This window comes from Rhizobium sp. 01L419, assembly GCF_056400025.1.
Genome location: NZ_JBFTSM010000009.1, coordinates 119,629 through 140,235, shown reverse-complemented (window position 1 = coordinate 140,235; position 20,607 = coordinate 119,629). Strand labels below are relative to the sequence as shown.

Below are 20,607 nucleotides of genomic sequence, written 5' to 3'. Positions count from 1 at the left end.
CCGCTCATCGGCGTTTCTCCGCCGAGGATTGCCAAGGCATGACGAGATGCTGGACCGCCAGCGTTAGGCCGAAGAGGCAGAGTGTCAGAAGGGCGCTGACGACAACGGCGGCGAGCACGAGATCGGGGCGGAAATTGTTCTTGGCATTGAGAATGTAGATCCCAAGGCCACGGGCAGCGCCTGCATATTCGGCGAAGATCGCACCGACGACCGCATAGGTGATCGATATGCGAAGGCCGGCAAAGAAGAAGGGCATGGCGGAGGGAAGCCGCGCCAGGCGGAAGATGCGCCAGCGGCTTGCCTTCATGGAACTCAGAAGCTCGGCAATATCCCCGTCTGTCGATTCATAGCCCTGCAACAAGGCGACCAGCAGCGGAAAGAAGGTGACGAGGGCAACGAGCAGAAGTTTCGGCAACAGCCCGAAGCCGAACCACAGCACGACCAAAGGCGCGATTGCCACCAGCGGCAGTGTCTGGCTGACGATGAAGAGCGGCAGCAGCGCGCGGCGCATGAAGGGCACGAAATCCATCAGCACGGACGAGGCGAAGGCGAAGACCAGCGACAGGGCAAAACCGCCGAGTGTTGCGCTGAGCGTCGGCCAGGTATTGTCGAGCAGGGCCTGCCTGTTCACCCAGCCTTGCGTGAGTATGCGCGAAGGCGAGGGAAGGATGGAGGGTTTGATGCCGGAGAAGTCGACATAGAGCTCCCAAACAGCCAGGAAAGCGGCCACAGCAAGAATGGCGGGCAAGGCCCGCCTCAGCGGCGCAAATGTCGAATCCGGTTTCGCTAGGGTCATTGCCGTCAGGCGTCTCAGGCTTTGCTCGGGCTGTTCGCGGAGACCGTGATATCCAGAGTTACATGGCCTTCGGGATCGCCGAAGCGATAGAAAGCTTCATGGATGGTCGCGAAGATCGCGCCGGCATCGCCGCGCAGCTTGGTGCAGAAATTCTTGGAGCGGTCGAATGTGCCTGAGCGCTTCAGGAAATCGATGCAGCCGTAGATCTCGTCCATATGGGTGCCCGTTCCCATAACGTACAGAGAAAATTGGGCGGCCGTTGGCTGGCCGGTTTCTGTGGTGTCCTTGACCGCCGCAATCGCGGCTTCCACTCGCTCGGCGAGCGGCTCGGATCGGCTGGAAGACAGGCCAGCGCCACAGATCGCATCATCCGGTTCGCCGGGGCAGCCCCGCGAGATCGCGGCGGACAATACGCAATGCTCGCCGCTTGCGGCAGCAGAGACGAAGAGGTCGCGCATGGCGGCAAACAGCACGTCGGGCGGGCCGACCATCAGTGTGGAAATATCGTCGGTTTCGATGCGAAGACGATCACGATAGGGATCGAGAGCCTTGATCGCTTCAAGGACGATGCCGACGAAATTGCCGGACATCGGATATAGAGACACTTGTGCGCCGGAAAACATTTGGACCTCGCTCCGCTGGCATTACCCAGATCAGCTTTGAAGGGTCCGGAGGCATGCGCCTCACATCTCAGCCCCGGCAATTCGGAGCTCCCCCGTGAAATTGTGGCGGAAGCTAGCACCGGGCCTGCGATACCGCAACCGTAAAATTCCTATCCGGCTACACGGTCGGAAAGGGCGATGGCAGTTCGGACGCAGCTGTCAAGTGTCAGGGGAGGGGAACACCCGGACGGAGGTCCTGTCCGGGTGCCCAGCCGGTTCCGTACCTGCCAGAAACGGAATCGGATATCGTTGTCTCAGGCGGCGATGCCTGCATAAGGAGTGTCGCTGCGGGCAGCGATCAGCGCCTCAGTCCACCATTGCAACAGGGCCATCATTCGGGAAAGCCGGCGCAACGCATCCTGTGGATCCTGCAGCCGGCCTTCATTGTCGAAACGGCGCCAGGGGGAGCTGAAGCTGACGGCATCGCAGATCGTGACTGCGTGAAGCTCCGCAAAGACGAGGCGGAGCTGTTCGACCGCCCGCAATCCGCCGGAGACACCGCCATAGCAGATGAAAGCGATCGGCTTGCCGTGCCAGGGCTCAGCGAAGAGATCGATGAGGAATTTCAGGGAAGCGGTGAAGCTGTGGTTATATTCCGGCGTGACGAGGATGAACCCATCGGCCTTATGGAGTCTGTCAGCAAGCCGTCTTGCCTCCGGATGATGTGGTACATGCTCTCGCGGCAATGAAAATGCCAGCGGATCGATAATGTCGATCTCGAATTGCGGAAAGCGGGCCAGCTCTCTTTCGAGCCATTTCACCACCCTGTCGCAGATGCGTCCCTCACGCGTGCTGCCGTAGATGACGGCAAGCCTCATGGGTTTCTGCATGCATTGCTCCTTCTCGTGTCGGCTTTACGGCCTCTGGAGCGCAGTCTATAAAACCTCAACTAACATTGAGGTCAATAGGCCATGCAGCAGAATTCGGCATTCTCCCTGAGCAGGCTCCTGACGGTGGGCGAGGTGGCAGAGCGAAGCGGACTTGCTGTCTCTGCCCTGCATTTCTACGAGACGAAGGGGCTGATCTCCAGCATCCGCACCCGCGGCAACCAGCGCCGCTACGGCCGCGACGTTCTTAGGCGTCTCGGCATCATCAAGGTGGCGCAACGCGTCGGCATCCCGCTTGCCGAAATTCAGACTGCCTTCGAAACGCTGCCGCAGAGTCGTACGCCGACAGTCGAGGACTGGCAGCGGCTGTCGGCGCTCTGGAAAGATGATCTCGATGCTCGTATCAAGCGACTGAGCCTGCTGCGTGATCATCTGACGAGTTGCATCGGCTGCGGTTGCCTCTCTATCGACGCCTGTCCGCTGCGCAATCCCTTCGACGTTCTCGGTAAGGAAGGCGCCGGCGCGCGGCTTCTGGACCTGGGTGCTTAGACCTTCGGGCTTTCTTTTGGCTGATGGCCGCATATGTTAGGCCCTGATAGCGCAAGCGGCGGGGCCGGTCCCGCAAGGAGGAGGGCTTCGTGTTTCATCCCAAACTGTTCGAGAACCGCAATGTCGTCGTCACGGGGGCTGGTCGGGGTATCGGCCTGGAAATTGCCCGCCAGTTTCTGGATTGCGGCGCGCGCGTACTCGTCCACACAGGTCGTGATGGAGAACGCGAACTGCCGGATTTTCTTCTGACGGCCGAATCGGAGCGCCGCGCCCTGCTGTTGCCGGCGGATTTCCTGCATCCGGGCGGGGCGGCGAAGTTTGCGGCGGAAGCGCTCGAGTTCTTCGACGCCGTGCATGTGCTGGTCAACAATGCCGGCACCATGCATGGCCGCTTTCCGGCCGGAGAACTCACTGATGCCGATTACGAGACCATTGTGAGACTCAACCAGACGTCGGTGGTGGAGTTGACGCGGGCGCTGCTTCCCGCGTTGCGGGCGGCGCAGGGCGCCGCCATCGTCAATACGGTTTCGATTTCGGCGCTGACGGGCGGAAGTCCCGGTTCTGCAATCTATTCCGCATCGAAGGCTTTCGTTGCGACCTATTCGAAGGCGCTGGCGCGGGAACTCGCGCCTGACGCTATAAGAGTCAATTGCGTCTCACCCGGTACGATCGAAACCGATTTCCATGCACGCTATTCATCTCGCGAAAAACTGGAGCAGGCCCGGAAGTCTATTCCGCTGCAACGGCTCGGAACAGCAGAAGATTGCGCGCCTGCCTATCTCTTCCTGGCTGCCCCGTCGCTCTCCGGCTACATCACCGGTCAAGTTTTGGAGATCAATGGAGGCCAGCTTATTTGCTGATTTGCTTGGACTTTTTTTGGTATTTCGCGACATTTGACCAATTCGCTTCTGCGAATATGATAGCGTACTGATCTACCTTATTACCTCCTTCCGAGAAGCAAATGCCATTGCCTAAACCGAAGCCGGGCATGACCGGCCAGGACTTGCAGAAGCTTGCTGACAAAGCCCATGAGGCAAGCGATCTCCTGAAGGCTTTAGCCCATCAGACCCGACTTCTCATTCTCTGTATCCTGTCGGAAGGGGAAAGGACCGTCGGTGAGATCGAGGATATCCTTGGTATACAGCAGGCTATGGTGTCTCAGCAGCTTGCGCGGCTGAGGCTCGAAGGCCTCGTCAATACGCGGCGCGAAGGGCGGCTCGTCTACTACAGCATGAGCAACGAGAGCATTCTGGCTTTTCTCGAATCACTCTTCAGTCTCTTTCCGGTTGCCGAGAAGGACTGAATCCGCCAGCTCTTGCGAAGCGGCCGGCAAGCCGCAAAGATAGGCCTCATCCCGAATTCGGCAGGGAGGCCGGATGATCGACAAGCTGGAATTCTTCATTGCACTCGCCAACGAGAAACATTTCGGTCGTGCTGCGGAGGAATGCGGCGTTTCCCAACCGACGCTTTCGGCCGCTATCCGCCAGCTCGAGGATCAGCTCGGCGTCATGCTGGTGCAGCGTGGCTCCCGTTTCCAGGGATTGACCCCGGAAGGGCAGCGTGTGCTGGAATGGGCGCGGCGCATCGTCGGCGATACGCGCACCATGCGCGAGGAAATGCGTGCTGCCCGCAAGGGTCTCTCCGGTCATCTGCGTCTCGCCTCAATTCCGACAGCGCTCGCCATGCTGTCGCGAATCACTACGCCCTTTCAGGAACGGCATCCCGACGTCACCTTCTCCATCGTCTCGCGCAACTCGCTGCAGGTCCTGAGCATGCTCGAAAATCTCGAGATCGATGCTGGCATCACCTATCTGGAAAACGAGCCGCTTGGCCGCGTTACCTCGGTGCCGCTTTATGCCGAACGCTACAATCTCATCACTGCCGCTGGTAGTCCGCTCTCGGATCGCGATGATGTGACATGGCGTGAAGTGGGCGATCTTCGACTTTGCCTATTGACGGCGGACATGCAGAACCGGCGCATCATTAACCGACATTTGACGGAAGCCGGCGCGACGGTGCATCCGACGCTCGAATCGAACTCGATGATCGTGCTTTTTTCACATGTGCGGACCGGCCGCTGGGCCAGCATCATGCCGCGCAACGTCGCGAAATCATTTGGTTTTCCTGTGGAGATCCGAATGATCCCCATTATCGAGCCGGAGGCGCACCATCTCGTCGGGCTGGTTGCTCCCTATCGTGAACCCTTTACGCCGCTCGTCTCCGCTTTGTTGCATGAAGCGAGAACACTCGTTGAAGACGCGGAACTTTGATAGAAAAAAACTATCGAACAACGCGACTGCTTTATTGATCGCCGCTTACTTCCCTGAGACAGTTCCCCAGAAATCGCAATGACATGGGGAGGATTTGCGTTTTTTGAACACGCAAGCCGTAGGGAGGGCTGCTGATGAACATTCGTATCGCTGAGCGCGATATAGCCGAGCGCGTCCGCTCGATTGTTGCCGATCTTCGTCCCCTCGAGGGTCCGCTGCTCCCCATTCTGCATGAGGTTCAAACCGAGTTCGGTTACATACCGCAGGAAGCCGTGCCTGTTATCGCCGACGAGCTCAATCTTTCGCGCGCCGAAGTCCACGGCGTCGTAACTTTCTATCACGATTATCGTGATCATCCCGCCGGTCGGCACGTGCTGAAGCTCTGTCGTGCCGAAGCCTGCCAGTCGATGGGCGGGGATGCGCTAGCCGAGCGCGTCAAGCAGATGCTCGGTATCGATTTCCATCAGACGACCCTTGATGGCAGCGTGACGCTGGAACCGGTATACTGTCTCGGCCTCTGCGCCTGCGCACCGGCCGTCATGTTCGATGGCGAAGTGCATGGCCGGGTTGATGACGAACTGGCGGGCGAACTCGTCGAGGAGGCGCGCCGATGACCGTGAAGATTTATGTTCCGCGCGATGCCGCAGCGCTCTCGCTCGGGGCCGAGAAGGTGGCAAAGGCGATTACCCAGGAGATCGAAGCCCGCGGCCTCTATGCGATTGTCGTGCGCAACGGCTCGCGCGGAATGTTCTGGCTGGAACCGCTGGTCGAGATCGAGCTTTCTGGTAAGCGGATCGGCTATGGGCCAGTCAAGGCGAAGGATGTGACCGGCCTGTTCGACGCGGGATTGATGGACGGCGGGGCGCATGCGCTCTGCCTCGGGGATGTCGAGGACCTCCCGTTCCTGAAAGGCCAGACCCGTCTCACTTTTGCTCGCTGCGGCATTACCGATCCGCTTTCTCTTGACGATTATAAAGCCCATGGCGGCTTTGCGGGCCTTCGTCGTGCGGTTTCCATGCAGGCCGCCGATATCGTCAAGGAGGTCACCGATTCCGGTCTTCGCGGTCGCGGCGGCGCGGGCTTTCCGACCGGGATCAAATGGAAGACGGTGCTCGATGCAGCCGGTTCCCGCAAATACATCGTCTGCAATGCAGATGAGGGCGACAGTGGCACCTTCGCCGACCGGATGATCATGGAAGGTGATCCCTTCGTGCTCATCGAAGGCATGGCGATATCGGGCCTTGCGACCGGTGCCACGAAAGGCTTCGTCTATACACGCTCGGAATATCCGCATGCGATCGCCACGATGACGGAGGCGGTGGAAATCGCCCGCAAGGCCGGGATTCTAGGCAGCTCGGTGCTCGGCTCCGGCAAGGTCTTCGACATGGAAATCCGCACGGGTGCGGGCGCCTATGTCTGCGGCGAGGAAACGGCGCTGCTTAACAGCCTCGAAGGCAAGCGCGGCATCGTGCGCGCCAAGCCGCCGCTGCCGGCGCATAAGGGCCTGTTTAACTGTCCGACCGTCATCAACAACGTCATCTCGCTCGCTTCCGTACCCGTCATCATGGACAAGGGAGCTGCCTTCTATCGTGATTTCGGCATGGGCCGTTCGCGTGGCACCATTCCACTTCAGATCGCCGGCAATGTGAAATATGGTGGTCTCTATGAAACTGCATTCGGCCTTTCGCTCGGCGATATCGTCGAAAAGATCGGCGGCGGCACGGCGTCGGGCCGGGCGGTCAAGGCGGTGCAGGTGGGCGGGCCGCTCGGTGCCTATTTCCCGAAGGCGCTATTCGATACGCCGTTCGATTACGAGGCCTTTGCCGCTAGGGACGGGCTGATCGGCCATGCCGGTCTCGTCATCTTCGACGATACGGCCGACATGCTGAAGCAGGCGCGCTTTGCGATGGAATTCTGTGCGGTGGAAAGCTGCGGCAAGTGCACGCCCTGTCGTATCGGCTCGACACGGGGTGTTGAAACGGCCGACAGGATCGCCCAGGGCATCGAACCGGAAAAGAACCGCGAACTGCTCGCCGATCTTTGCAACACCATGAAGTTCGGCTCGCTCTGCGCGCTCGGTGGTTTCACGCCCTATCCTGTCATGAGCGCCATGACGCACTTTCCCGAAGATTTTGCCCCGACTCCTCTCATTGAAGCGGCGGAATAGACAATGTCTCTTGTGCACGAAATCGACTACGGAACACCGGCTTCGAAATCCGAAACGATGGTGACGCTGACCATCGACGGCCGGCAGGTGACGGTTCCCGAGGGAACCTCGATCATGCGCGCCTCTATGGAGGCCGGCATTCAGGTGCCGAAGCTTTGCGCGACCGATATGGTCGATGCCTTCGGCTCCTGCCGCCTCTGTCTCATCGAGATCGACGGCCGAAATGGAACGCCTGCCTCCTGCACCACGCCGGTAGCTTCAGGCATCGTGGTTCATACCCAGACCGAGCGGCTGAAGAATATCCGCCGCGGCGTCATGGAGCTCTATATCTCCGACCACCCGCTCGACTGTCTGACCTGTGCGGCCAATGGCGACTGTGAACTGCAGGACATGGCAGGCGCCGTCGGGTTGCGCGATGTTCGTTACGGTTATGAGGGCGACAACCACGTCAAGGCTCGCAACAATGGCGAGATCAATCTGAAATGGCTGCCGAAAGACGAGTCCAACCCGTACTTCACCTATGATCCATCGAAGTGCATCGTCTGCTCCCGCTGCGTCCGCGCCTGCGAGGAAGTGCAGGGCACGTTTGCGCTGACGATTGAAGGGCGCGGCTTCGGCTCGCGCGTTTCGCCCGGCATGCATGAGCATTTCGTCGATTCCGAATGCGTCTCCTGCGGTGCTTGCGTGCAGGCCTGCCCGACCGCGACACTGACGGAAAAATCGGTCATCCGTATCGGGCAGCCGGAACATTCGGCCGTCACGACCTGCGCCTATTGCGGCGTCGGCTGCTCCTTCAAGGCGGAAATGCGCGGCGAGGAACTGGTACGCATGGTGCCGTGGAAGGATGGCCAGGCAAACCGCGGCCATTCCTGCGTCAAGGGCCGCTTTGCCTATGGGTACTCGACCCACAAGGACCGCATCCTCAATCCGATGATCCGCGAAAAGGTGACGGATCCCTGGCGTGAAGTGACCTGGGATGAGGCCTATGCGCATGTCGCCTCAGAGTTCCGCCGCATCCWGTATCAGTATGGCCGTGAAGCGATCGGCGGCATCACCTCGTCCCGCTGCACGAACGAAGAGACTTATCTCGTCCAGAAGCTGATCCGCGCCGGCTTCGGCAACAACAATGTCGATACCTGCGCACGCGTCTGTCATTCGCCGACGGGTTATGGATTAGGCCAGGCCTTCGGCACCTCGGCCGGCACGCAGGATTTTGACAGCGTCGAGCAATCCGATGTCGTCGTCATCATCGGCGCCAATCCGACCGATGGCCATCCGGTGTTCGGTTCGCGGCTGAAAAAGCGGCTGCGGCAGGGCGCCAAACTCATCGTCATTGATCCGCGTCGCATCGATATCGTCCGCTCGCCGCACGTGGAGGCATCCTTCCATCTGCCGTTGAAGCCCGGTACCAATGTCGCTGTCATGACGGCGCTGGCGCATGTGATTGTGACTGAAGGCCTTTACGACGAGAAGTTCATCCGAGAGCGCTGCGACTGGTCAGAATTCGAGGACTGGGCCGCTTTCGTCGCGGAACCACAGCACAGCCCGGAAGCCGTCGAGAAATTCACCGGCGTGAAGCCTGAAGACGTACGCGGTGCCGCCCGGCTTTTCGCAACGGGCGGTAATGGTGCAATCTATTACGGCCTCGGCGTAACCGAACACAGCCAGGGCTCGACGACCGTGATGGCGATCGCCAATCTTGCCATGGCTACCGGCAATATCGGCCGCCCCGGCGTCGGCGTGAATCCGCTGCGTGGCCAGAACAATGTGCAGGGCTCCTGTGACATGGGCTCCTTCCCGCACGAGCTTCCCGGCTATCGTCACATCTCCGACGATGCGACGCGCGATATCTTCGAAAAGCTCTGGGGTGTGAAGCTTAACAACGAGCCTGGCCTGCGCATTCCGAATATGCTGGATGCCGCCGTCGATGGTTCCTTCAAGGGCCTCTATATCCAGGGCGAGGACATTCTCCAGTCAGATCCGGATACCAAGCATGTGGCTGCCGGTCTTGCCGCCATGGAATGCGTCGTCGTGCAGGATCTCTTCCTGAACGAGACGGCGAACTACGCGCATGTGTTCCTGCCGGGCTCGACCTTCCTGGAAAAGGACGGCACCTTCACCAATGCCGAGCGCCGCATCAACCGCGTGCGCAAGGTTATGACGCCACGCAACGGCTATGGCGACTGGGAAGTGACGCAGAAGCTCGCCCAGGCCATGGGCCTCGACTGGCACTATACGCATCCGTCCGAGATCATGGACGAGATTGCCGCGACGACGCCGAGCTTCGCTTCGGTCTCTTACGATTATCTCGACAAGATGGGCTCCGTTCAGTGGCCTTGCAACGAACAACATCCGCTCGGCTCGCCGATCATGCATGTGGATGGGTTCGTACGCGGCAAAGGCAAGTTCATCCGCACGGAATATGTGGCGACCGACGAGCGCACAGGTCCGCGCTTCCCGCTGCTTCTCACCACCGGCCGCATTCTCAGCCAGTATAATGTCGGGGCGCAGACACGCCGCACCGATAATGTCGTCTGGCACTCCGAAGACCGGCTGGAAATCCATCCGCATGATGCTGAACAGCGCGGTATCCGCGATGGCGACTGGGTAAAGCTCGGCAGCCGCTCCGGCGATACGACACTTCGTGCGTTGATTACCGACCGGGTGGCACCCGGCGTCGTCTACACGACCTTCCATCATCCGGACACGCAGGCGAACGTCATCACCACGGACTTTTCCGACTGGGCGACCAACTGCCCGGAATACAAGGTGACGGCGGTGCAGGTTTCGCCCTCCAACGGCCCGTCCGAGTGGCAGGTCGAGTATGACGAGCAGGCCCGTCAGTCCCGCCGCATCGCCAGCAAGATGGAGGCGGCGGAATAATGACGCAAACGCCGACCCGCATAAGCGTGACGGAGGTCGCCCGGAGGGGCGGCGTCATGACACGGGGCGAGCGTATCGTGCCCGAGGAAGTGCCGATCGCCTTTTCCTATGGCGGTAGTTCGCATGCGGTCATGATGGGCACGCCAGCCGATCTCGAGGATTTCGCTGTCGGTTTTAGCCTTACGGAAGGCATTATCACCGACCGCAGTCAGGTCGCTGGTGTCGAGCTCATCGAGGACGAGAAGGGTATCGACGTCCAGGTGACGCTTCTCGACGACGTCGAGGACGCGCTGAGAAAGCGGCGTCGCAGCATGGCGGGGCCTGTCGGCTGCGGCCTTTGCGGTATCGAGTCGATCGAGCAGGCGGTCCGCACGGTGCCTGACGTTTCCAAGGTTGAGCTGTCGCTTTCGCATGCGGATATCGTCCAGGCGATCGCACTGCTCAATGAATCCCAGCCGTTGCATCGCGAGACGCGGGCGGTTCATGGGGCCGGCTTCTATATCCCGGGAAAGGGGCTGATTGCCGTGCGCGAAGATGTCGGCCGTCACAATGCGCTCGATAAGCTCTGCGGCGCAGTTATCAGAGCCGGTGAGAAGGGCGCTTCGGGTGCTGTCGCCGTCACCAGCCGCCTATCCGTCGAAATGGTCCAGAAGACGGCGATCCTCGGTGCGCCTGTGCTGATCGCCATTTCCGCGCCGACCGCACTTGCCATCCGCACGGCTGAGGACGCCGGCATGACGCTCATTGCCCTCGTGCGCGGCGAGGATTTCGAGATTTTCACCCACCCACACCGCTTGTCGCCCGGAAGCATTGCCGATGTCGCATGATACCAAGACCAAGCTCGTCTACATGGCAAACCAGATCGCAACTTTCTTCAAGACCCAGCCCGAAAGCGAGGCTGCGCAAGGTGTTGCGACTCATATCAATAAATTTTGGGAGCCGCGCATGCGGCGGCAATTATTTGAGATTCTGGAAAAGGAAGATAACGGCCTCGATGCACTCGTGCTGCAGGCCATGCCCCTGATCCGCAAACCGGAGCCGGCAGAACAGCCGCTTCGGTAAATCCACATCGGCGTATGAAAGAGGGGAGGCGGGATCAGCCCGCCTACACATGCGCCCATGACAGCAAAGTCTGAATCAAGGAGGAGTTGTTCATGACTGCAGCGGATACAAGTTCAGGCGGCATCCTGGCGGGCACGGGCCTGCTGGATCGCGAAAGGATTATCGCAAGGCCCGGTTTCAATCGGTGGCTCGTGCCGCCGGCCGCACTTGCCATCCATCTTTGCATCGGCATGGCCTATGGCTTCAGCGTGTTCTGGCTGCCACTCTCGAAATCCCTCGGCATCACGACATCGACCGCCTGCCCGGACCTGACGCTTGTTTCGGCACTGTTTACCACCAGCTGCGACTGGCGTGTTGCCGATCTCGGCTGGATCTATACGCTGTTCTTTGTGCTGCTCGGATCGTCCGCTGCGATCTGGGGTGGGTGGCTGGAGCGGGTGGGCCCGCGCAAGGCCGGTGTCGTTTCGGCGTGCTGCTGGTGCGGCGGCATCGTCATCGCCGCTTTCGGTGTCTTTTCTCATCAGCTCTGGATCATGTGGGTCGGTGCGGGCGTGATCGGCGGAATCGGTCTCGGTCTCGGTTACATCTCGCCGGTGTCGACGCTCATCAAATGGTTCCCGGATCGGCGTGGCATGGCGACCGGCATGGCGATCATGGGCTTCGGTGGCGGTGCAATGATCGGTGCCCCGCTGGCCAACCTCCTGATGAACAGCTTCAAGACGGATACGTCCGTCGGCGTCTGGCAGACCTTCATCGTCATGGCGGCCATCTATTTCGTCTTCATGATCGGCGGTGCCTTCGGCTACCGCATCCCGCCCGCCGGCTGGCGCCCGGAAGGCTGGACGCCGCCTGCCGCCAAAAGCACGATGATCACCACCAAACACGTGCATCTGCGCAATGCACACAAGACGAAGCAGTTCTGGCTCATCTGGGCGGTGCTTTGCCTCAACGTATCGGCCGGTATCGGCGTTATCGGCATGGCTTCGCCGATGCTGCAGGAAATCTTCGCTGGTTCGCTGATCGGCCTGCCGGATGTCGGCTTTGCGCAGCTCGATGCCGGCCAGAAGGCGTCGATCGCGACCATTGCTGCCGGCTTTGCCGGTCTGCTGTCCCTCTTTAACATTGGCGGCCGATTCTTCTGGGCCTCTCTGTCAGACAAGATCGGCCGCAAGAACACCTATTATACGTTCTTCATCCTGGGCATCCTGCTCTATGCTGCCGCTCCGACACTGGCGGATATGGGCAACAAGGCCCTCTTCGTGCTTGCCTTCGGCATCATCCTGTCAATGTATGGCGGCGGCTTCGCCACCATCCCGGCTTATCTTGCGGATATTTTCGGCACGCAGTTTGTCGGGGCCATCCACGGCCGTCTGCTGACGGCATGGGCAACAGCCGGCATCGTCGGCCCTGTCGTCGTCAACTATATCCGCGAAGCGCAGATCGCTGCGGGCGTGGCGCCCGGACCGGCGCTCTATACGGGGACGATGTATATCCTTGCCTGCATGCTGGCGCTCGGTTTGATTGCCAATGCCTTCGTCCGGCCGCTCTCCGACAAATGGTTCATGTCGGATGGGGAAGTCGCCGCGCTTCAGGCGAAGAGCGCTGCGGCCAATGCTGGTCCCACCGGCTCATTCGGCATCGGCACGGGGGGTCTCGACGCCAAGGCGGCGCTTGCCTGGGCGGTGGTCGGCATTCCGTTGCTCTGGGGCGTCTGGGTGACGTTGAAGGCAACATTGGCATTGTTCGGTTAAAAGGATCTCCTTGCGGGAGCGCGGGAGAACTGCAGTCGGATGATATCGGGCGGGAGGCATGCCTCCCGCCCGATTCTTGAAGGATCAATTCACCGCAAGAACCATCTGCAGGGCTGACGAGACTGGCGTCGCCACCGAGCCATCGGCCGAGGCGTTCATGCCGAGGCCAATGGGCTGCGCTATAAAAAGCTCACGCTGCCCTTCCCAGATGGCAAGAGACGGTCGAACAAACCTGGTCTAGAATTCTTCCCAGCTTTCGGCAGCCGGTGCTGCTGCACCGTGAGCCCTGGCGACACGGGAAAGAAGATGCAATGTCGGGGAACTGGCCGGTTTTGCATGGTGCCTGGCTGCGATATTTCCGCCGGGGAGCTTGAATTGTGTGAGCAGGGTGCGAAGTGCATCGGCTTCCACAGCGAGGTTATGACTGGCCGCCGTGCTTTCCTCTACCATGGCAGCGTTTTGCTGCGTCGACTGATCCATGGTGTTGACGGCCTGATTGATCTCCTTGAGACCAGTTGCCTGTTCCTTCGAGCCTTCGACGATGGCTGCGACGTTTGAATTGATGTTGGCGACCTGAACGACGATTTCTTCCAGCGCTTTACCGGTCTGGCCCACCAGCTCGACGCCGTTTTTCACCAGTTCGCTCGATGTATTGATCAGCGCCTTGATCTCTTTTGCAGCGCTTGCCGATCGCTGCGCGAGTTCACGGACCTCCTGGGCGACAACGGCAAAACCCTTGCCGGCTTCACCGGCACGGGCGGCTTCGACACCCGCGTTCAGCGCCAGCAGGTTGGTCTGGAAGGCGATGTCATCGATCACGCCGATGATGTTGGTAATCTCGCGGGAGGACTGCTCGATCTGATCCATGGCCGAGACTGCCTTGCGTACGACGGTGCCGGATTGCTCCGCGCCGTGCTTCGTCTGGGCGACAAGGCGACCGGCCTCGCCGGCGCGTTGGCTGGAATCGTTGACTGTGGTTGTGATCTCCTCAAGCGCTGCTGCGGTCTCCTCGATGGAAGCGGCCTGCTGTTCCGTGCGTTTGGAAAAGGAGTCGGCAGAAGAACCGATCTCGCGAGAACTATCGGCGATCGCAGTGGTGTTCTCGCCAATCGTCTTCAGCGTCTCGGAGAGCCTGTCGATCGTCGTGTTGAAGTCGTGGCGCAATTGCTCCATCGAAGGCACGAATGCCGAGTCCAGGGTCCGTGTCAGATCGCCTTCGGAAAGCTGGCGCAGCGCAGTGCCAAGAAGGGAAATCGCGCTCATGCGCTGTGTCACGTCGGTTGCGAATTTCACGACCTTGTAGATCCGGCCATCCGCATCGGCGATCGGATTGTAGGCGGCCTGGATCCATACCTCCCTGCCGCCCTTGCCGTAGCGGACGAATTCGTTGGCGATGAATTCACCCTTTGCCAGCCGCGGCCAGAATTGCTTGTATTCGTCGCTGCGGGCATAGGCGGGATCGCAGAACATGCTGTGGTGCTTGCCAACGATCTCGGATAACGAGTAACCGAGGCCATTGCAGAAATTCTGATTGGCCGTGAGGATTTCGCCAGTGGGGGTGAACTCGATCACCGCCTGCGAGCGCGAGATGGCATCGAGTTTACCGGCATCCTCGACGGCGCGCCTCTTTGCCTCGGTAATGTCGGAGGCAAATTTCACCACCTTGAAAGGCTTGCCATGCTTGAAGACGGCGTTGTAGGTCGCCTGGATCCAGATTTCGCGGCCGCCCTTCGCAAGGCGCTTATAGGCACCGGCATCATATTCGCCACGGCCCAGGCGGGCCCAGAAATCGCGATAAGCCGAGGTTGCCGTATAGGCTGAATCGCAAAACATGCTGTGATGCTTGCCGGCAATTTCGTTCAGACTGTAACCGAGTGCCCTGCAGAAATTCTCATTCGCGGTCAGTACATTTCCGGTCAGGTCGAATTCGATGATTGCCTGCGATTTGGAAATGGCCTCAAGAATGTATTTCGAATCGGATGCTAAACCAAACATTCCCGTCCCCTCCTAATGGGAGCGCATGGGTTGCGCCCAGCCCCTTGAAACCGAAGACCAAACAGGCACAGGCTTGCGGCGCGAAAAAAGATAGCCGGGCAACGGCTCTAATTTCTCGCCTATCAGAAATCGTGTACGGTTGATGCTTCACAACCAATGATAATCAGGAGACGGTAAATATTAGGTATAAAAGTTTGTGCTAATAAATATGTATTTACGGATGAAAAATTATACCACAGGCATGTACAGGAAGCCCGGGCAATAAAAAACCGCCCTGTAAGGGCGGTTCTTCATTATGCCATTCTATGCGGCGATCAGGCGGCCAGCTCGTCCGTCTCGTTCTCCTTGAACATCTTTGCGAGGTTCAGGAAGCAGATCATGCCGTTTTCGGAAGCGATGATGCCTTCGCAGAAAGCGCGGTCGAAGGAAGCGGTCACTTCCGGAACCGGCTGTACCTGACTGGAAGAGATTGTCAGGATGTCGGAAACGCGGTCGACCAGCATGCCGATGACCATACTGTGCACTTCGGCGACGACGATGGCGCTACGCTCGTTGGCGACGGTGCCCTTCATGCCGAGTTTGTAGGCGAGGTCGATAATCGGGATTACCGAACCGCGCAGGTTCATGACACCGATGACATCTGCCGGAGAGTGGGGGATCGGCGTCGACGGGGCCCAGCCGCGGATTTCGCGGATGGTCGTTGTCTTCACGCAGAATTCCTGATCGTGCAGGCGGAAGGCAATGATTTCGAGCGTGTCGCCGCTGAAGCTAGTAGAGTTGATCGTGGCCATTAGAATTCTTCCCAACTGTCATAAGCCAGGGCAGAAGCGGATGCGCCACCATTGGCGCGGACGAGCTTTGCCTTCACACCACGCGATGGCTTTGCACTTGGCGAAGCATCGTTACGGTTATCGACAACATTAGCGTAAGAGTGTTGCCCAAATCTAAACTGTGAGACGAGATTGCGAAGGTTTTCAGTCTCGGACGAAAGTCGGGCGCTTGCCGCCGTCGTCTCCTCCACCATGGCGGCATTCTGCTGCGTGCCCTGATCCATGATATTGACGGCCTTGTTGATTTCCACAAGCCCGGTCGATTGTTCGCGCGAGGACTCGACGATCGCCGTGACGTTGACGTCGATATTGCCGACCTGGGTGACGATCCGTTCCAGTGCCTGGCCGGTCTGGCCGACAAGGTCGACGCCGCTTTTCACGTGCTCCGAGGAAGCAGTAATGAGCGCCTTGATCTCCTTGGCGGCGCTGGCCGAGCGCTGTGCGAGTTCGCGCACCTCCTGGGCGACGACTGCAAAACCCTTGCCCGCCTCGCCGGCGCGGGCTGCCTCGACGCCGGCGTTCAGCGCCAGCAGGTTGGTCTGGAAGGCGATCTCGTCGATGACGCCAATGATATTGCTGATCTCACGCGAGGATTTCTCGATCTGACCCATGGCGTCGACCGCCTTACGGACGATACTGCCGGAATGTTCCGCGCCGCGCTTCGTTTCCGCGACAAGCCCGCCTGCTTCGGCGGCCCGACCGGCGCTGTCGGCAACGGTCTGGGTGATTTCATCGAGTGCGGCGGCGGTTTCTTCGACGGTTGCGGCCTGCTGTTCGGTGCGTTTGGACAGCACGTCGGCTGCTTCCTTCGTTTCGCGTGCACCGCTGGCGATCGCCTCGGCATTGTGGAGAACCGTGCGCATGGCGCTGCCGAGCCTGTCGATCGCGGCATTGAAGTCGGTGCGGACCTTCTCCAGCGCGGGCGGGAAAGGGTTTTCGACCCGCTTCGTCAGATCGCCCTCGGCGAGCGCGGTCAGGCCGGTTGCCAGATCATCGACAGCACGGACGCGTTCAGTGACGTCGGTCGCGAATTTGACGACCTTGAAGATCCGGCCGCTCATGTCAAAGATAGGGTTATAGGATGCCTGGATCCAGACGACTTTGCCGCCCTTGCCGATGCGCATGAATTCCTCGGCGACGAACTGGCCGGCGGCAAGCTTCTTCCAGAATTGCGCATAGGCTTCGGAGCGCACATAGGCCGGCTCGCAGAATATGCTGTGGTGCTTGCCGCGGATCTCCTCCTGCCGGTAGCCCATGACCGCGAGGAAATTGTCGTTCGCCTGCAGGATCTCACCATCAGGCGTAAATTCGATGACGGCCTGAGCCCGCGAGAGGGCCGCGATCTTGCCTTCGGCATCGGCGGCTTTCAGCTTGGCGGCGGTCACGTCGCTTGCCAGTTTGACGATCTTGTAGGGTTTGCCGCCCGACATCAGCGGGTTATAGCTAGCCTGGATCCAGACCTCGCGTCCGTCCTTGCCGATGCGCTTGTATTCACCGGCGTCGAATTCGCCCCTGCCAAGCTTCTGCCAGAACTCCCGGTAGGCCGGGGAGGCGACATAATCCGGCTCGCAGAAGATGCTGTGATGCTTGCCGACAATGTCGCCGATCTTGTAGCCCAGCGCACGGCAGAAATTCTCGTTTGCGTTCAGGATCTTTCCTTGCAGGTCGAATTCAATCGTCGCCTGCGATTTCATGAGAGCTGTGACGATTGCACGTGAATCCGGCGTCGCACCCAGCGAAAACAATGACATTCCAATCCCCCGATGTGTGATGGCAACCAGCCGATTCTCAGAGAATGGTTCGGATTTCGGGTATGACGGAACCGCAGTAAGACTGCAGTATATCCGACAATACTTGAAATTTCCTCCTGCCTCGCAAACGCGGCGGATCGGCTCAATTCATTCGTAAATCCCGCTCGTTGGCTCCTAAGATGCGGGACTAAGCTCTAATCGCATCAATTAAATATAATTTTATTGATTAAAAATGAGTAACCAAATCCATTTATGATCGGTTTTTGATAGTTTTCCCATGGATTTTGGCAGATAAAATCCGCTTTTACCTGAAAGTAATTAGTACCGGTTGCAACGATAATCGCCAACTTTACTTTAGGTTATTGTTCTTTCAATTTGCGAGATCGCCCAATCGACCTGTTCCCTGGTGATGACCAGCGGCGGCGCGAAGCGAATCGTGTGGTCGTGCGTGTCCTTGGCGAGGAGACCGCGATCCTTCAGTGCATAGCAATATTGCCGGGCGCCACCGGCCTCTGGCTCCAATTCGACAGCCAGCATCAGGCCACGGCCGCGCACGTCCTTGACGATGTTGGAGCGGATGGAGCGCAGACCGTCGAGGAAATAGTCGCCCATCATCTCGGCATTCTCGATCATTCCTTCTTCGGTCAGCACCTTCAGGGCCGCGCGGGCGACCGCACAGGCAAGCGGATTGCCGCCGAAGGTCGAGCCGTGCTGGCCAGGCTTGAGCACGCCCAGCACTTCCGAATTCGAAAGAACGGCGGAGACCGGATAGAAGCCGCCCGAAAGCGCCTTACCGATCAGCGTGACGTCGGCTTCGATGCCCTCATGCTCCTCGGCCAGTAGCTTGCCAGTGCGGCCGAGGCCGGTCTGGATCTCGTCGAGGATGAGCGTGACGTTGTTTGCCGTGCAGAGTTCGCGCACGCGGGTGAAGTAGCCGGCGGGCGGAATGATGACACCGGCTTCGCCCTGGATCGGCTCGATCAGTGCTGCGACCGTATTGGCATTAATCGCTGCCGCGAAGGCTTCGGCATCGCCGAAGGGAATGACACGGAAACCGGGCGTATAGGGCCCAAAGCCAGTGCGGGCGTCAGGATCGGTGGAAAAGCTGATGATGCTCAGCGTACGGCCATGAAAGTTATTGGCACAGACGATGATCTCCGCCTGGCCTTCCGGCACGCCCTTCACCTCGTAACCCCACTTGCGAACCGCCTTGATGGCGGTCTCGACGGCTTCCGCGCCTGAATTCATCGGCAGGATCTTATGGGAGCCGGTCAGCGCCGCCAGTTCCTCGTAGAGATAGGCGAGCTGGTCGTTGCGAAAGGCGCGCGAGGTGAGCGTCAGGCGGCCGGCCTGCTCGACCATGGCGGCAAGGATCTTCGGATGGCAGTGGCCCTGATTGACGGCGGAATAGGCCGAGAGGCAATCGAGGTAGCGCTTGCCATCCGTATCCCAGACATGAACACCTTCCCCTCGCGTCAGCACCACATCCAGCGGTTTGTAGTTATTGGCTCCAAGACGCTGTTCCGTGGCGATGAGGTTCGACGAGGTGTTCATGGCCGGTTCTCCCTTATGCGGCGCGCGTAGGACGATCGAAGATGCGGCGACCGAAGAGGCTTGCCGTCATCTCCACCATGATGCGGGCGCTCTTGCCGCGATCATCAAGGAAAGGATTGAGCTCGACGAGATCGAGCGAGGAGACGAGGCCGCTGTCGGACAGCATCTCCATGATCAGATGAGCTTCCCGGAAGGTCGCGCCACCAGGAACCGTGGTGCCGACGCCCGGCGCAAAATCGGGATCGAGGAAATCGACGTCAAAGCTGACATGCAGCAGGCCGTTTGCCCTTTCGACCGTTTCCAGGATCTGGCGGAGAATCACAGCCACGCCCTGTTCGTCGAGCGAGCGCATGTCGAAGACATTGACGCCATGCTTGCGGATTTCTACTCGCTCCGAGGCATCGACCGAGCGGATGCCCACCTGGAAGATCTTCTTCGGATCGACGAATGAACGCTCTTTAGGCAGGATCTCTGCAAAATCCGCCAGACCGCAGAAGAAGGCGACGGGCATGCCGTGAATATTGCCCGACGGAGAGGTCTCGGGCGTATTGAAATCCGAATGGGCGTCGAGCCACAGCACGAAGAGCGGGCGGCCCTTTTCGGCAGCAAAACGCGCCATGCCTGAAACGCTACCCATGGAAAGGCTGTGGTCTCCGCCAAGGATCAGCGGAAAGTGGCCGGCTTTCGCCGCATCATAGGTGGCTGCTTCGAGCGCGCGCGTATAGGCGCCGACGATGCGGAGATTATGCGCTTTCGGATGATTGGGCAGATCCCTGGCCGGGACAATGCTGAGATCACCCATGTCGACAGCGGTGTGGCCGAGATTGGTCAGCGCCTTGTCGATGCCCGCAATGCGCAATGCAGTCGGACCCATGCCCGCGCCTCTACGACCAGAACCCTCTTCAAGGGGAACACCGATAAGAGCGACAGATCGAGATTGTACTTCCATTCCGAGGGCTCCGTTCTGAGGCCTGTTTTGGCCGATAGTGGGATAAAGTGGCGGCGGCAAATAGATGGAAAAATGTCAGAAATGGATTATGATTGCGCAGATTGATAAAGCTAATTTGACAAAGTGAAACCGTGGACGATCTCGATAACGAGCTTTTGAGCGCGCTTCGGCATAATTCGCGAATCTCCGTCTCCTCGCTTGCGGCGATGACAGGGGCTTCGCGGGCGACAGTTGCCGCACGCATCGACCGGCTGGTCGAAAACGGCACGATTGCCAGCTTCACCATCCGCACCGGTCACGAGACACGTTCGGCCGGCGTTCGGGCCATCGTCATGATCGAGGTGCTCGGCAAGCTGGCCGACAAGGTGGCGGCCCAGCTGCGTGGCCTGCCGCAGGTGCGTGCGCTTCACAGCACCAACGGAAAATGGGATTTCGTCGCGGAGCTCGAAGACCGCGACCTCGTCTCCTTCGACGAGACGCTTCGCCGCATACGCCTCGTCGACGGCATCAACTCGACCGAAACCAACATTCTCCTGAAGACCAGCAAGGCGAGTTTCTAGG

At 59.5% G+C, this 20,607-nt stretch carries 19 protein-coding genes and 1 riboswitch; of the genes, 11 read left to right on the top strand and 8 right to left on the bottom strand.

Annotated features, from left to right (window positions below):
- Nucleotides 1-4 precede the first annotated feature (4 nt).
- From AC1DUP_RS18985 to AC1DUP_RS18975, 3 genes are all read right to left on the bottom strand, one after another.
- Nucleotides 5-796, bottom strand: a complete 792-nt coding sequence (locus AC1DUP_RS18985) for an ABC transporter permease (RefSeq protein WP_477833766.1) — start codon at nucleotides 794-796, stop codon at nucleotides 5-7.
- A gap of 14 nt (nucleotides 797-810) precedes the next feature.
- On the bottom strand, nucleotides 811-1,419 hold the full coding sequence (locus AC1DUP_RS18980; RefSeq protein ID WP_477833764.1) for a YkoF family thiamine/hydroxymethylpyrimidine-binding protein: 609 nt from the start codon (nucleotides 1,417-1,419) through the stop codon (nucleotides 811-813).
- Nucleotides 1,410-1,523, bottom strand: a riboswitch (TPP riboswitch). It overlaps the preceding gene by 10 nt.
- A gap of 189 nt (nucleotides 1,524-1,712) precedes the next feature.
- The gene (locus tag AC1DUP_RS18975; protein ID WP_477833762.1) at nucleotides 1,713-2,288 is read right to left on the bottom strand and encodes an NADPH-dependent FMN reductase; all 576 of its coding nucleotides are present in this window, start codon (nucleotides 2,286-2,288) and stop codon (nucleotides 1,713-1,715) included.
- 81 nt (nucleotides 2,289-2,369) lie between these two features.
- Between AC1DUP_RS18975 and soxR the strand changes: the two genes are divergently transcribed.
- The 10 genes from soxR (at nucleotide 2,370) to AC1DUP_RS18925 (ending at nucleotide 12,967) form a co-directional block, all read left to right on the top strand.
- A complete protein-coding gene (gene soxR, locus AC1DUP_RS18970; RefSeq protein ID WP_113299141.1) occupies nucleotides 2,370-2,834 on the top strand; it encodes a redox-sensitive transcriptional activator SoxR in 465 nt (154 codons plus the stop codon).
- 89 nt (nucleotides 2,835-2,923) lie between these two features.
- Nucleotides 2,924-3,694 (top strand): SDR family oxidoreductase, encoded by a 771-nt coding sequence (locus AC1DUP_RS18965; protein ID WP_113299140.1) that lies wholly within the window; start codon nucleotides 2,924-2,926, stop codon nucleotides 3,692-3,694.
- Between the two features lie 101 nt (nucleotides 3,695-3,795).
- Nucleotides 3,796-4,137 (top strand): ArsR/SmtB family transcription factor, encoded by a 342-nt coding sequence (locus AC1DUP_RS18960; RefSeq protein WP_477833759.1) that lies wholly within the window; start codon nucleotides 3,796-3,798, stop codon nucleotides 4,135-4,137.
- Nucleotides 4,138-4,210: 73 nt separating this feature from the next.
- The gene (locus AC1DUP_RS18955; protein ID WP_113299138.1) at nucleotides 4,211-5,104 is read left to right on the top strand and encodes a LysR family transcriptional regulator; all 894 of its coding nucleotides are present in this window, start codon (nucleotides 4,211-4,213) and stop codon (nucleotides 5,102-5,104) included.
- Nucleotides 5,105-5,238: 134 nt separating this feature from the next.
- The gene (locus AC1DUP_RS18950; RefSeq protein ID WP_113507532.1) at nucleotides 5,239-5,718 is read left to right on the top strand and encodes a formate dehydrogenase subunit gamma; all 480 of its coding nucleotides are present in this window, start codon (nucleotides 5,239-5,241) and stop codon (nucleotides 5,716-5,718) included.
- Complete coding sequence (locus AC1DUP_RS18945) at nucleotides 5,715-7,271, top strand: formate dehydrogenase beta subunit (RefSeq protein WP_477833757.1); 1,557 nt, start codon at nucleotides 5,715-5,717, stop codon at nucleotides 7,269-7,271. Before AC1DUP_RS18950 ends, AC1DUP_RS18945 begins: the two co-directional genes overlap by 4 nt.
- 3 nt (nucleotides 7,272-7,274) lie before the next feature.
- Nucleotides 7,275-10,154, top strand: coding sequence for a formate dehydrogenase subunit alpha (fdhF, locus tag AC1DUP_RS18940; protein WP_477833755.1), 2,880 nt, complete (start codon nucleotides 7,275-7,277; stop codon nucleotides 10,152-10,154).
- Nucleotides 10,154-10,981, top strand: coding sequence for a formate dehydrogenase accessory sulfurtransferase FdhD (gene fdhD, locus AC1DUP_RS18935; RefSeq protein ID WP_477833753.1), 828 nt, complete (start codon nucleotides 10,154-10,156; stop codon nucleotides 10,979-10,981). Before fdhF ends, fdhD begins: the two co-directional genes overlap by 1 nt.
- Nucleotides 10,971-11,216: a formate dehydrogenase subunit delta gene (locus AC1DUP_RS18930; protein ID WP_113299133.1), complete on the top strand. Its 246-nt coding sequence runs from the start codon at nucleotides 10,971-10,973 to the stop codon at nucleotides 11,214-11,216. The genes fdhD and AC1DUP_RS18930 overlap by 11 nt, the downstream gene beginning before the upstream one ends.
- Nucleotides 11,217-11,308: 92 nt before the next feature.
- Nucleotides 11,309-12,967, top strand: coding sequence for an OFA family MFS transporter (locus tag AC1DUP_RS18925; RefSeq protein ID WP_477833750.1), 1,659 nt, complete (start codon nucleotides 11,309-11,311; stop codon nucleotides 12,965-12,967).
- Between the two features lie 237 nt (nucleotides 12,968-13,204).
- Here AC1DUP_RS18925 and AC1DUP_RS18920 read toward each other — a convergent pair whose 3' ends face one another.
- The 5 genes from AC1DUP_RS18920 to rocF form a co-directional block, all read right to left on the bottom strand.
- The gene (locus tag AC1DUP_RS18920; protein WP_477833748.1) at nucleotides 13,205-14,962 is read right to left on the bottom strand and encodes a methyl-accepting chemotaxis protein; all 1,758 of its coding nucleotides are present in this window, start codon (nucleotides 14,960-14,962) and stop codon (nucleotides 13,205-13,207) included.
- A 314-nt stretch (nucleotides 14,963-15,276) separates the two neighbouring features.
- On the bottom strand, nucleotides 15,277-15,753 hold the full coding sequence (locus AC1DUP_RS18915; RefSeq protein WP_113299130.1) for a chemotaxis protein CheW: 477 nt from the start codon (nucleotides 15,751-15,753) through the stop codon (nucleotides 15,277-15,279).
- Nucleotides 15,753-17,543 carry a methyl-accepting chemotaxis protein gene (locus AC1DUP_RS18910; RefSeq protein WP_477833746.1) on the bottom strand — a complete coding sequence of 597 codons (1,791 nt, stop codon included), beginning with the start codon at nucleotides 17,541-17,543 and terminating at the stop codon, nucleotides 15,753-15,755. Before AC1DUP_RS18910 ends, AC1DUP_RS18915 begins: the two co-directional genes overlap by 1 nt.
- Before the next feature lie 354 nt (nucleotides 17,544-17,897).
- On the bottom strand, nucleotides 17,898-19,097 hold the full coding sequence (gene rocD, locus AC1DUP_RS18905) for an ornithine--oxo-acid transaminase (RefSeq protein ID WP_477833744.1): 1,200 nt from the start codon (nucleotides 19,095-19,097) through the stop codon (nucleotides 17,898-17,900).
- A gap of 13 nt (nucleotides 19,098-19,110) precedes the next feature.
- Nucleotides 19,111-20,046, bottom strand: coding sequence for an arginase (rocF, locus tag AC1DUP_RS18900; protein ID WP_477833742.1), 936 nt, complete (start codon nucleotides 20,044-20,046; stop codon nucleotides 19,111-19,113).
- A gap of 131 nt (nucleotides 20,047-20,177) precedes the next feature.
- Between rocF and AC1DUP_RS18895 the strand changes: the two genes are divergently transcribed.
- On the top strand, nucleotides 20,178-20,606 hold the full coding sequence (locus AC1DUP_RS18895; protein ID WP_113308243.1) for an Lrp/AsnC family transcriptional regulator: 429 nt from the start codon (nucleotides 20,178-20,180) through the stop codon (nucleotides 20,604-20,606).
- Nucleotide 20,607 lies beyond the last annotated feature (1 nt).